At 58.4% G+C, this 12744-nt stretch carries 8 protein-coding genes; all 8 read right to left on the bottom strand.

The annotated features are described in order from the left end of the window. Window positions 1-181: 181 nt before the first annotated feature. On the bottom strand, window positions 182-1495 hold the full coding sequence (gene brnQ / locus KGA85_RS16685) for a branched-chain amino acid transport system II carrier protein (RefSeq protein WP_223455955.1): 1314 nt from the start codon (window positions 1493-1495) through the stop codon (window positions 182-184). A gap of 460 nt (window positions 1496-1955) precedes the next feature. Further along, window positions 1956-2837 carry a succinate--CoA ligase subunit alpha gene (gene sucD, locus KGA85_RS16680; protein WP_017127973.1) on the bottom strand — a complete coding sequence of 294 codons (882 nt, stop codon included), beginning with the start codon at window positions 2835-2837 and terminating at the stop codon, window positions 1956-1958. Beyond that, complete coding sequence (sucC, locus tag KGA85_RS16675) at window positions 2837-4003, bottom strand: ADP-forming succinate--CoA ligase subunit beta (protein ID WP_007919879.1); 1167 nt, start codon at window positions 4001-4003, stop codon at window positions 2837-2839. Before sucC ends, sucD begins: the two co-directional genes overlap by 1 nt. A gap of 338 nt (window positions 4004-4341) precedes the next feature. Then, complete coding sequence (gene lpdA, locus KGA85_RS16670) at window positions 4342-5778, bottom strand: dihydrolipoyl dehydrogenase (RefSeq protein WP_223455956.1); 1437 nt, start codon at window positions 5776-5778, stop codon at window positions 4342-4344. Between the two features lie 106 nt (window positions 5779-5884). Further along, window positions 5885-7117 (bottom strand): 2-oxoglutarate dehydrogenase complex dihydrolipoyllysine-residue succinyltransferase, encoded by a 1233-nt coding sequence (gene odhB, locus KGA85_RS16665; protein WP_223543246.1) that lies wholly within the window; start codon window positions 7115-7117, stop codon window positions 5885-5887. 42 nt (window positions 7118-7159) lie between these two features. Beyond that, complete coding sequence (locus KGA85_RS16660; RefSeq protein ID WP_223455958.1) at window positions 7160-9991, bottom strand: 2-oxoglutarate dehydrogenase E1 component; 2832 nt, start codon at window positions 9989-9991, stop codon at window positions 7160-7162. A 261-nt stretch (window positions 9992-10252) separates the two neighbouring features. Then, entirely contained in the window at window positions 10253-10957 is a 705-nt protein-coding gene (locus KGA85_RS16655) for a succinate dehydrogenase iron-sulfur subunit (RefSeq protein WP_095944019.1), read from the bottom strand. A gap of 11 nt (window positions 10958-10968) precedes the next feature. Further along, a complete protein-coding gene (gene sdhA / locus KGA85_RS16650) occupies window positions 10969-12741 on the bottom strand; it encodes a succinate dehydrogenase flavoprotein subunit (RefSeq protein ID WP_223533590.1) in 1773 nt (590 codons plus the stop codon). Window positions 12742-12744 lie beyond the last annotated feature (3 nt).

Below are 12744 nucleotides of genomic sequence, written 5' to 3'. Positions count from 1 at the left end.
AATGCGGGTTACACAGACCCTTTGTGGGAGCTAGCTTGCTCCCACAAAGGGTGTTGCAGTGCTTCGACGTTAGCTCAACGGAAAAGACACCGCATCCCTCACAAAAAAATGCCCCGTATCGATTGATACGGGGCATTTCTGTTTCTGCTCAAGACCCGCTTGTGGCGGGCCGTGAAGCGACTTAAGCCAAGGCTTCGGCGCGCTTGCCCAGCAGACGATCGCAAACCACCGCGACCACCAGTGTCATCACCGATGGCACCAGCCAGGCCAGGCCCTGCTCGCTCAGCGGCAGGTGGGCCATTTGCGTCGGCATCCAGTCCGCCAGGCCTGCACCCTTGAGGGCGTCGATCAGGCCGAAGATGAACGACACCAGCATGACCGGGCCGAGGATACGACCCTGCTCATGCCAGAAGTCCTTGCAGAAGCTCAACGCCACCAGAACGATGCACGGTGGGTAGATCGCGGTGAGCACCGGGATCGAGAACGCAATCAGCTTGGTCAGGCCCAGGTTCGACACCAGTAGCGAGAATGCAGCGAGAATGATCACCAGCGTCTTGTAAGACAGCGGCACCACACGGCTGAAGTATTCGGCGCAGGCACAGGTCAGGCCGACCGCAGTCACCAGGCACGCCAGGGAGATCAGCACGGCAAGGAAGCCGCTGCCCAGCGAACCGAAGGTGTGCTGCACATAAGCGTGCAATACCGCCGCGCCATTGGCAGCGCCAGCGGCCACTTCATGGCTGCCCGAACCGAGACGGAACAGGCTGACGTAAACCAGCGCCAGGCCCACGCCGGCAATGAGCCCGGCGATGATCGCGTAGCGGGTGATCAGTGCCGGCGACTCGACGCCGCGGGAACGGATGGCGTTGACGATGACGATGCCGAACACCAGGGCGCCCAGGGTATCCATGGTCAGGTAACCATTGATGAAGCCTTGGGAAAACGGCGCCGCCACGTATTCAGGCGTGGCTTGACCAATGTCACCGGCCGGCAAGGCGAATGCTGCAATGCCCAGCACGGCCAGGGCGATGATCTTAAGCGGCGCGAGGAAGCGCCCTACGGTATCCAGCAAACGGCCCGGATACAGCGAGATGAAGAACACCAGCAGGAAGTACACCGAACTGTAGAGGAACAACGCCAGCGGGCTCTCGCCGGTCAGCGGCGCCAGGCCCACTTCGAAGGATACCGTCGCGGTACGTGGCGTCGCGAACAGCGGGCCAACAGCGAGGTAGCACGCAGCCGCCAGCAGGCCACCGGCGACTTTACCGATCGGGCTGCTCAAGGCATCCATTGCACCGCCGACCTTGGCCAGCGCTACAACGGTGATCACCGGTAGACCGACCGCGGTGACCAGGAAGCCCAGCGCCGCCATCCAGACATTGGGCCCGGACTGCAAACCGACGATAGGCGGGAAGATGATGTTGCCAGCCCCGACGAACAGGGCAAACGTCATAAAACCAAGTGCCAGGATGTCCTGGCCTTTCAACACTTTCATTAAGGAAATACCACACTACTGAATCGGAATTTAGAGAGGGATTTCCCTATGGGTGAGGGAAATGCTGTCAGTCCTATAAGACCGACCCTTTTAGCGCGTTGTCGCCTTGTGGGCCGCAGACGCAAAAATGGCGAGTAGCCTAACGAATTTGGTCGATAAACGCACTGTTAGAGGGCAAACTATCCGATATACGACATCTTTGTGTCGTGTTTACATATCTAATTTCCACTACAAGTCCCTGTGGCGAGGGAGCTTGCTCCCGCTCGGCTGCGTAGCAGTCGCAAGTCAGGCGAATGCGATCTACCTGATGTAACTCAATCTCAGGATTTGGGGTTGCTTCGCAACCCAGCGGGAGCAAGCTCCCTCGCCACAAAAATCCCGACACATATCGGATGCCGGAAACGACAAAGGCCACCCGAAGGTGGCCTTTGTTTGGTGAAGCGTCAGCTAAGCGCGAGGCTTATTTGACAGCCCAACCAGTCAGCTCGGCCAGGGCCTTGCCGATGTCTGCCAGCGAACGCACGGTTTTAACGCCTGCGTCTTGCAGAGCAGCGAATTTCTCGTCTGCAGTGCCTTTGCCGCCAGAGATGATTGCGCCAGCATGGCCCATGCGCTTGCCCGGAGGAGCAGTCACACCAGCGATGTAGGAAACAACTGGCTTGGTCACGTGTGCCTTGATGTAGGCAGCCGCTTCTTCTTCAGCCGAACCGCCGATCTCACCGATCATCACGATCGCTTCGGTCTTCGGGTCTTCCTGGAACAGCTTCAGGATGTCGATGAAGTTCGAACCCGGGATCGGGTCACCACCGATGCCGACGCAAGTCGACTGACCGAAACCGGCGTCAGTAGTCTGCTTCACAGCTTCGTAGGTCAGGGTGCCGGAACGGGAAACGATACCGACCTTGCCTGGCAAGTGAATGTGACCTGGCATGATGCCGATCTTGCATTCGCCTGGGGTGATCACGCCTGGGCAGTTAGGGCCGATCAGGATAACACCCAACTCGTCGCACTTAACTTTAGCGTCCAGCATGTCCAGGGTAGGAATGCCTTCGGTGATGCACACGATCAGCTTGATGCCGCCGAAAGCAGCTTCCAGGATCGAGTCCTTGCAGAAAGGAGCCGGAACGTAGATCACGCTGGCGGTGGCGCCAGTGGCAGCTACAGCGTCTTTCACGGTGTTGAACACTGGCAGGCCCAGGTGCTCGGTGCCGCCTTTGCCTGGAGTTACGCCACCAACCATCTTGGTGCCGTATTCGATGGCTTGCTGGGTGTGGAAACTACCTTGCGAACCGGTAATACCCTGGCAGATAACTTTGGTGTCTTTATTGATCAGGACGCTCATTATTTGCCCTCCGCAGCTTTGACAACTTGTTGAGCAGCGTCGGTCAGGCTGGTAGCAGCGATGATGTTCAAACCGCTTTCTGCCAGTACTTTAGCGCCCAGCTCAGCGTTGTTGCCTTCAAGGCGAACAACAACCGGGATTTTCACGCCGACTTCTTTCACAGCGCCGATGATGCCTTCGGCAATCATGTCGCAACGAACGATGCCGCCGAAGATGTTGACCAGTACTGCAGCGACGTTAGTGTCGGACAGGATGATCTTGAACGCTTCGGTAACGCGTTCCTTGGTAGCACCGCCGCCCACGTCGAGGAAGTTGGCTGGCTTGCCGCCATGCAGGTTGACGATGTCCATGGTACCCATGGCCAGGCCAGCACCGTTGACCATGCAACCGATGTTGCCTTCCAGCGCTACGTAGTTCAGTTCGAACTTGGCAGCGTGCGCTTCGCGCGGATCGTCTTGCGACGGATCGTGGAAAGTCTTCAGCTTAGGCTGACGGTACATGGCGTTGGCGTCGATGTTGATCTTGGCGTCCAGGCAATGCAGATCGCCGTCAGCCTTGATCACCAGCGGGTTCACTTCCAGCAGGGCCAGGTCGTGATCCTTGAACAGTTTGGCCAGACCTACGAAGATCTTGGCGAACTGGGCAACTTGCTTGCCTTCCAGACCCAACTGGAATGCCAGTTCGCGACCCTGGAATGGCTGAGCGCCAACCAGTGGATCGATAGTGGCTTTGAGAATTTTTTCTGGAGTGTCGTGAGCGATTTTCTCGATGTCCACGCCACCTTCGGTGGAAGCCATGAACACGATACGACGGCTCGAACGGTCAACGACAGCGCCCAGGTACAGCTCTTTAGCGATATCAGTGCACGATTCAACCAGGATCTTGGTGACTGGCTGGCCATTGGCGTCAGTCTGGTAAGTCACCAGACGCTTGCCCAGCCACTGCTGTGCGAAGGCTTTGGCGTCTTCTTTGCTGCGAACCAGCTTTACGCCGCCCGCTTTACCGCGACCACCGGCGTGGACCTGGGCTTTGACAACCCACTCGCTGCCGCCGATTTTATCGCAAGCTTCTGCTGCTGCTTCCGGGGTGTCTACCGCGTAACCGGTGGAAACTGGCAGGCCGTATTCAGCGAACAGCTGCTTACCCTGATACTCGTGAAGATTCATGCTTATTACCGTCTTCGTTAGGTACTGCGCATTCGGTGCTGCACTCATTCAAGTGCCGCACCACCTGTGACTGCTGCTTGCATAGCCTTTCCGGATACCCGGTGCAGCTATGCAAGACTGCGTCCAGCGGATATTCCGCGGTGAGTCTTGCATGCAAGGCTCACGACGGGCCATACCGCCGTGGTTTCTTATTATCTCTTTCGAACATGTGAAAACTGCTGCGCTAGGAAATACTGCGTTAAAAACAGGCTCGAAATGCTCATTGACTAACGTCAACTCCGCTTCCTCACCTGTTTTTGCCTTGTCTTTCCGTCGCTCGCTACGTTTTCACAAAGCCCTCAACGCTTCTTGCGGTTGGCGATGTGGATGGCGCCGCCATTCACTGCCAGAGCAGCTTCGTGCAAGGCTTCAGACAGGGTCGGATGGGAGAAAACCATCATGCCCAGGTCTTCAGCGCTGGTGCCGAATTCCATACCGATCGCGCCCTGCTGAACCAGTTCGGCAGCGCTTGGGCCAATCACGTGAACGCCCAGTACGCGGTCTGTCTTGGCATCTGCGATGACCTTGACGAAACCACCGGTGTCGTTGGCAGCCATGGCACGGCCAGAGGCTGCGAACGGGAAGGTGCCGACGTTAACTTCAACGCCTTCAGCTTTCAAGGCCTGCTCGGTTTTACCAACCCATGCGATTTCCGGGTGAGTATAAATAACCGACGGGATCAGATCATAGTTCATCTGGGCCTTGTGGCCCTTGATGCGCTCGACAACCATGATGCCTTCTTCCGACGCCTTGTGCGCCAGCATCATGCCGCGAACCACGTCGCCGATGGCGTAGACGCCCGGTACGGTGGTGGCGCAGTGATCGTCAACGTGCACGAAACCGCGCTCGTCCAGGGTCACGCCGCAGTCGGCAGCCAGCAGATCAGTGGTCACCGGACGGCGACCAACGGCTACGATCAGCTTATCGAAAGTGATGTTCTGTTCGCCTTTGGCATCGGTGTAGTTCACCACGACTTCGTCGCCGTTCACTTTGGAACCGGTCACGCGAGCGCCCAGCTTGATGTCCAGACCCTGTTTGGTCAGGGTTTTCAGCGCTTCCTTGGAAACAGCGGCGTCCGCTGCCATCAGGAAGGTGTCCAGGGCTTCCAGGACAGTCACTTCTGCACCCAGACGCGACCAGACCGAACCCAGCTCCAGACCGATCACGCCAGCGCCGATCACGCCCAGACGCTTAGGCACGGATTGGAATTCCAGCGCGCCAGTCGAATCGACGATCACATTCTGGTCAACCGGAGCTGGCGGAATGTCGATCGGACGCGAACCTGGAGCCAGGATGACGTTTTCGGCTTCGATGATTTCTACCGAGCCATCAGGCTTGGTGACTTCGACTTTCTTGCCGGCCAGCAGCTTGCCGTGACCCTGGATGGAGGTCACACCGTTGGCTTTGAACAGGGTCGCAACGCCGGAGGTCAGGCCTTTGACAATGTTGGCCTTGCGGCCGACCATCGCTGGCACGTCCATGGTCACGCCAGCGTGATTGATACCGTGGATCGCGAAACCGTCCTGGGCTTCGTGGAATTTCCACGAGCTGTCCAGCAGGGCCTTGGATGGAATGCAGCCGACGTTCAGGCAAGTACCGCCCAGAGCCAGTTTGCCTTCCTTGTCGGTGTACTTCTCGATGCAGGCAGTGCTGAGGCCCAGTTGGGCGGCCTTGATGGCAGCTACATAGCCGCCAGGGCCCGCGCCGATCACTACTACGTCAAATTTCTGAGTCATAAAAGGTTCCCTTTTAGCAACAAGCTACAAGCCGCAAGCTACAAGCTTGAAGCCCACTCGCTCGCTTTGAGCTTGGGGCTTGCAGCTTGCAGCTTGCCGCTGCTTTTTAGATATCCAGAAGAAGACGAGCCGGATCTTCCAGCAGGTTCTTGATGGTCACCAGGAAGGTCACAGCTTCTTTGCCATCGATCAGACGGTGATCGTAGGACAGTGCCAGGTACATCATCGGACGGATAACGACCTGACCGTTGATGGCCATCGGACGCTGGATGATGTTGTGCATGCCCAGGATGGCGGCTTGTGGCGGGTTGACGATCGGGGTCGACATCATCGAACCGAAAGTACCACCGTTGGTGATGGTGAAAGTACCACCGGTCATTTCGTCCATCGACAGTTTGCCGTCGCGGGCTTTCTTGCCGAAGGTGGCGATGCCGCCTTCGATTTCAGCCAGGCTCATCAGTTCGGCGTTACGCAGAACCGGTACAACCAGGCCGCGATCGCTGGAAACTGCAACGCCGACGTCAGCGTAGCCGTGGTAAACGATGTCGCCACCGTCGATCGACGCGTTAACAGCCGGGAAGCGTTTCAGCGCTTCGGTAGCTGCTTTCACGAAGAACGACATGAAGCCCAGGCGCACGCCGTTGTGGGACTTCTCGAACAGATCCTTGTACTTCGAACGCAGCGCCATGACTTCGGTCATGTCGACTTCGTTGAAAGTGGTCAGCATCGCCATGTTCGACTGAGCTTCAACCAGACGCTTGGCCACGGTTGCACGCACACGAGTCATCGGTACGCGCTTCTCGATGCGCTCGCCAGCAGCGAATACCGGAGCAGCGGCGGCAGGCGCAGCAGCCTTGGCAGGCGCGGCAGCCGGAGCGGCTTTCTTGGCAGCAACGGCTGCAACCACGTCTTCCTTGGTCACGCGACCGCCTTTACCGGTGCCGGCTACGGAAGCGATGTTGATGCCGTTTTCTTCAGCCAGCTTGCGAGCAGCCGGTGCAGCAACAGGATCGTCTTCGCCTTCGGCAGCTGGAGCAGCAGCTTGTGCAGCAGCTTGTGCAGCGGCCGGAGCAGCAGCGGCTGGAGCAGCGGCAGCAGCGCCGCCTTCAACGATGGAGCCCAGGACTTCGTCGGACAGAACGGTTTCGCCTTCGTTCTTGACGATAGCGCCCAGCACGCCGTCAGCGGTAGCCAGCACTTCCAGCACGACTTTGTCGGTTTCGATGTCGACGATCAGTTCGTCGCGCTTGACCGCGTCGCCCGGTTGTTTATGCCAGGTGGCAACGGTGCCATCGGCAACCGATTCCGGGAAAGTGGGGGCTTTGATCTCGATAGCCATTGTCTGTGGTTCCTTAAATTCGGTTTCAGGTGCGCGAAGGCGTTAAACAGTAAAGGCGTCTTGCAGCAGTTGTTCCTGCTGCTCGGCGTGCATCGATGCGTAACCGCATGCAGGTGCAGCAGAAGCCTCACGGCCCGCGTACTCGAGTACGAGAGACTTGTTGAGGTTTCCGACGCTGCGACGCAAGTGGTGTTGGCTGCAGTACCAGGCACCCTGGTTCATCGGCTCTTCCTGACACCAAACGATATGTTTGAGGTTGGTGTAAGGAGCCAGGACTTCATTCAAGTCGTCCTCAGGGAATGGGTACAGCTGCTCGATACGCACGACGGCGATGTCGTCACGACCTTCGGCACGGCGTTTTTCCAGCAGGTCGTAGTAGACCTTGCCGCTACACAGAACAATGCGCTCGACCTTTTTCGGGTCTTGGGCATCGATTTCCGGGATAACGGTCTGGAACGAACCTTCGGCCAGATCTTCCAGCGTCGAGATGGCCAGCTTGTGGCGCAGCAGCGACTTCGGAGTCAGGACTACCAGTGGTTTGCGCAGCGGACGAATGACCTGACGGCGCAGCAAGTGGTAGATCTGAGCCGGCGTCGTCGGCATGCACACCTGAATGTTGTGCTCGGCGCACAGCTGCAGGTAACGCTCCAGACGAGCCGAGGAGTGCTCCGGCCCCTGCCCCTCATAACCGTGCGGCAGCAGCATGGTCAGACCGCACAGACGGCCCCACTTGTGCTCGCCACTGGTGATGAACTGGTCGATAACCACCTGGGCACCGTTGGCGAAGTCGCCGAACTGGGCTTCCCAGATCACCAGCGCATCAGGCGTGGTGGTCGAGTAACCGTATTCGAACGCCAGTACGGCTTCTTCGGACAGGAACGAATCGTACAGGTCGAAACGTGGCTGGCCGTTGTACAGGTTCTGCAACGGGATGTAGGTGCCCGCGTCTTTCTGGTTGTGCAAGACAGCATGACGGTGCGAGAACGTACCGCGGCCGATGTCCTGGCCGGTCATGCGGATCGGGTGACCTTCGAACGCCAGGGTCGCGTACGCCATGGTTTCGGCGTAACCCCAGTTGATCGGCAGGCCGCCGGCTTGCATCTTCTGACGGTCTTCGTAGATTTTCGCGACCTGGCGCTGAACCACGAAGCCTTCCGGGATTTCCAGCAGCTTGGCGGACAGTTCCTGCAAGGTCTTGAGGTCGAAGCGAGTGTCGTGACGTGCGGTCCAGGCGTGGCCCAGATACGGACGCCAGTCCACGAACAGCTCTTTGTTCGGCTCTTTGACCAGGCTTTTCACTACGTGCAGACCGTTGTCCAGCGCGTTGCGGTATTCGTCGACTTTCGCCTGAACACGCTCTGCGTCCAGCACACCGCCCTGGGTCAGACGATCGGCATACAGCTCACGGGTGGTGCGCTGTTTGGTGATCTGCTGATACATGATCGGCTGGGTGCCGCTTGGCTCGTCGGCCTCGTTGTGGCCGCGACGACGGTAGCAGACCAGGTCGATCACCACGTCACGCTTGAACTGCATGCGGTAGTCGATGGCCAGCTGGGTCACGAACAATACGGCTTCCGGATCATCACCATTCACATGGAGGATCGGCGCCTGGATCATTTTCGCAACGTCGGTCGCGTACTCGGTGGAACGCGAGTCCAGCGGGTTGCTGATGGTGAAACCGACCTGATTGTTGATCACGATGTGCACGGTACCGCCGGTCTTGAAACCGCGGGTCTGCGACATCTGGAAGGTTTCCATGACCACGCCCTGACCTGCGAATGCAGCGTCACCGTGGATGGAGATCGGCAGAACCTTCTCGCCGGTTGGATCGTTACGACGGTCCTGACGGGCGCGAACCGAACCCTCGACCACCGGGGAAACGATTTCCAGGTGGGACGGGTTGAACGCCATGGCCAGGTGAACTTCACCGCCGGAGGTCATCACGTTGGACGAGAAGCCCTGGTGGTATTTCACGTCACCGGAACCCAGCTCGACCTTCTTCTTGCCTTCGAACTCGTCGAACAGCTCGCGCGGGTTCTTGCCGAAGGTGTTGACCAGCACGTTCAGACGGCCACGGTGGGCCATGCCGATGACGATTTCCTTGGTGCCGTAGGAACCGGAACGCTGGATCAGCTCGTCGAGCATCGGAATCAGGCTTTCGCCGCCTTCCAGACCGAAACGCTTGGTACCCGGGTATTTGGTGCCCAGGTATTTTTCCAGGCCTTCACCGGCGGTCACGCGCTCGAGCAGGTGGCTCTTGATGTCGGCGGAGTAGGTCGGACGACCGCGCACGCTTTCCAGACGCTGCTGGAACCACTGGCGCTGCTCGGAATCGGTGATGTGCGTGAACTCAGCGCCGATGGTGCGGCAATATGTCTGCTGCAACGCTTCGTGTATTTCGCGTAGGCTCGCTTCCTCTTTGCCGATGAACAGGTCGCCGGCACGGAAGGTCGTATCAAGATCGGCATTGGTCAAGCCGTAATGATTGATCGACAGGTCTGCAGGTGCAGGACGCTGCCACAGTCCCAGCGGGTCAAGCTGGGCTGCCTGGTGGCCACGCATACGGTAGGCCTGGATCAATCGCAGCACTTCAACTTGCTTCTTCTCGTGCTCACTGCTCACGCTGCCGGCGGAAACCGGTTGGGCGCGGCGCTGGTTCTTTGCCAGCAGGACGAAATGATCGCGAATTGTGGAGTGCGAAACATCGGTGGCAGTGTTGCCGTCAGCAGGCAACTTCTGGAAGTAGGTGCGCCACTCTTCTGGCACAGCGTTAGGGTCGTGCAGGTAGAGCTCGTAGAGCTCTTCCACATAGGCAGCGTTACTACCGGATAGGTAGGCGCTGTTCCACATGCGCTGCATCACGCTTTCTTGCATGCTTGGTCACCCTCGGTTAGGGGAACACCATCGGTGTCGACACCGAGCAAACTTGCAGAAGTCCGAATGCAGCGACCAAAACAAGCCACTAGGATCACACTGATAGTCCGGGTACCAGCCCGGATGCCCCTGCTTGTCTCATTTCTTCAAAATAAGAGCCGCAGCCTTTTAAGCTGCTGCTCAGGTTAAAACTACGGCGCCGGTTGAAGCCTGCGCCGTAGCATCTACGGGTACAGCGGTCCTACGGGTACAGCAGCTGAATCACACGCCGCTCGAGAGCAACATGTTACGGATGTGACCGATGGCCTTAGTCGGGTTCAGGCCTTTCGGACATACGCTGACGCAGTTCATGATCCCGCGGCAGCGGAATACGCTGAACGGGTCATCCAGCGAAGCCAGACGCTCGGACGTCTTGGTATCACGGCTGTCTGCCAGGAAGCGGTACGCTTGCAGCAGAGCAGCTGGACCCAGGAACTTGTCCGGGTTCCACCAGAAGGACGGGCAGGAAGTCGAGCAGCAAGCGCACAGGATGCACTCGTACAGACCGTCCAGCTTTTCACGCTCTTCAGGGGACTGCAGACGCTCGATGGCCGGAGCCGGCGTGTCGTTCTGCAGGTATGGCTTAACCTTTTCGTATTGCTTGTAGAAGATGCTCATATCGACGACCAGGTCACGGATAACCGGCAAACCTGGCAGAGGGCGAACGATCAACTTGTTACCTTTTACGACAGCAGACAGCGGCGTGACGCACGCCAGGCCGTTTTTGCCGTTGATGTTCATGCCGTCGGAACCGCAAACACCTTCACGGCAAGAGCGACGATAGGAGAAACCCTCGTCCTGCTCTTTGATCAGGGCCAGCACGTCCAGCACCATCAGGTCTTTACCACCGGTATCAACCTGGAATTCCTGCATGAACGGCGCGGCGTCCTGATCAGGGTTGTAACGATAAACGCTGACTTGCAACATGGCGGCCACCCTTAATAAGTCCGAATCTTAGGTTCAAAAGTCGGAACAGTCTTCGGCGAGAAGTTCACGGCACGCTTGGTCACGCGCTTGTCACCCGGGAAGTACAGGGTGTGGCACAGCCAGTTTTCGTCGTCACGGTCTTCGAAGTCTTCACGGGCGTGAGCACCACGGGACTCTTTACGTACTTCTGCAGCGATGGCGGTGGCTTCGGCCACTTCCAGCAGGTTCTGCAGTTCCAGAGCTTCGATACGCGCAGTGTTGAACGCCTGCGACTTATCGTTGATCTTCACGTTGGCGATGCGCTTGCGCAGGTCAGCCAGCTGGGCAATACCCTTCTGCATGTATTCGCCGGTACGGAATACACCGAAGTAGTTCTGCATGCAGTTTTGCAGCTCGCGACGCAGGGTAGCCACGTCTTCGCCTTCGGTACGCTCATTCAGAGCGGACAGGCGCGCCAGGGCAGCCTGGATGTCGGCGTCGGTGGCGTCGTCGTATTCGATACCGTCGGTCAGCGCCTTTTCCAGGTGCAGGCCGGCAGCACGGCCGAAGACCACCAGGTCGAGCAGCGAGTTGCCGCCCAGACGGTTGGCACCGTGAACCGATACGCAAGCCACTTCACCCACTGCGAACAGACCAGGGATGATTTCATCGACGCCTTCGCCGTTCTGGGTGATTGCCTGACCGTGAATGTTGGTCGGAACACCGCCCATCATGTAGTGGCAGGTTGGAACAACCGGAACCGGAGCAACAACCGGGTCAACGTGCGCGAAAGTCTTCGACAGTTCGCAGATGCCTGGCAGGCGGCTGTGCAACACTTCCTCGCCCAGGTGGTCGAGCTTGAGCATTACGTGGTCGCCATTCGGACCGCAACCGTTGCCGGCGATGATCTCTTTAACCATCGAACGGGCAACAACGTCACGACCGGCAAGGTCTTTGGCGTTCGGAGCATAACGCTCCATGAAACGCTCGCCGTGCTTGTTGATCAGGTATCCACCTTCACCACGGCAACCTTCAGTAACCAGTACACCAGCGCCGGCGATACCGGTCGGGTGGAACTGCCACATTTCAATGTCTTGTACCGGCACGCCGGCACGCAGCGCCATGCCAACGCCGTCACCGGTGTTGATCAGGGCGTTGGTGGTCGAAGCGTAGATACGACCTGCACCGCCGGTAGCCAGTACGGTGGCCTTGGCACGGATGTAGGTGGTTTCGCCGGTTTCGATGCAGATGGCGATCACGCCGACGAACTCGCCTTCGCCGTTCTTCACCAGATCGACAGCGTAGTACTCGTTCAGGAACACGGTACCGGCTTTCAGGTTGCCCTGATAAAGGGTGTGCAGCAGAGCGTGACCGGTACGGTCGGACGCAGCGCAAGTACGCGCAGCCTGGCCGCCTTTACCGTAGTCCTTGGACTGACCGCCGAATGGACGCTGGTAGATACGACCTTGCTCGGTACGCGAGAATGGCATACCCATGTGGTCCAGCTCGTAAACGGCAGCCGGGCCTTCCTGACACATGTATTCGATAGCGTCCTGGTCGCCGATATAGTCGGAACCCTTGACGGTATCGTACATGTGCCAGCGCCAGTCATCGTTCGGGTCAGCGGACGCGATTGCGCAGGTGATGCCGCCCTGGGCGGATACAGTGTGCGAACGGGTCGGGAAAACCTTGGTGATCACGGCAGTCTTGTGACCGCCCTGTGCCAGTTGCAGCGCTGCGCGCATGCCGGCACCGCCACCACCAATAATGATGGCGTCGAAAGAAATCGTTGGAATGTTAGCCATGAC

It is taken from the genome of Pseudomonas sp. GL-B-12 (assembly GCF_019955895.1).
Taxonomy (GTDB): Bacteria; Pseudomonadota; Gammaproteobacteria; order Pseudomonadales; family Pseudomonadaceae; genus Aquipseudomonas.
This window is presented reverse-complemented; position numbering and strand designations above follow the sequence as displayed.

What these genes read in the sequence shown, in the direction of transcription:
- brnQ (WP_223455955.1), bottom strand. Translation starts at nt 1,495, where the DNA reads ATGAAAGTGTTGAAAGGCCAGGACATCCTGGCACTTGGTTTTATGACG.
- sucD (WP_017127973.1), bottom strand. Translation starts at nt 2,837, where the DNA reads ATGAGCGTCCTGATCAATAAAGACACCAAAGTTATCTGCCAGGGTATT.
- sucC (WP_007919879.1), bottom strand. Translation starts at nt 4,003, where the DNA reads ATGAATCTTCACGAGTATCAGGGTAAGCAGCTGTTCGCTGAATACGGC.
- lpdA (WP_223455956.1), bottom strand. Translation starts at nt 5,778, where the DNA reads ATGACTCAGAAATTTGACGTAGTAGTGATCGGCGCGGGCCCTGGCGGC.
- odhB (WP_223543246.1), bottom strand. Translation starts at nt 7,117, where the DNA reads ATGGCTATCGAGATCAAAGCCCCCACTTTCCCGGAATCGGTTGCCGAT.
- KGA85_RS16660 (WP_223455958.1), bottom strand. Translation starts at nt 9,991, where the DNA reads ATGCAAGAAAGCGTGATGCAGCGCATGTGGAACAGCGCCTACCTATCC.
- KGA85_RS16655 (WP_095944019.1), bottom strand. Translation starts at nt 10,957, where the DNA reads ATGTTGCAAGTCAGCGTTTATCGTTACAACCCTGATCAGGACGCCGCG.
- sdhA (WP_223533590.1), bottom strand. Translation starts at nt 12,741, where the DNA reads ATGGCTAACATTCCAACGATTTCTTTCGACGCCATCATTATTGGTGGT.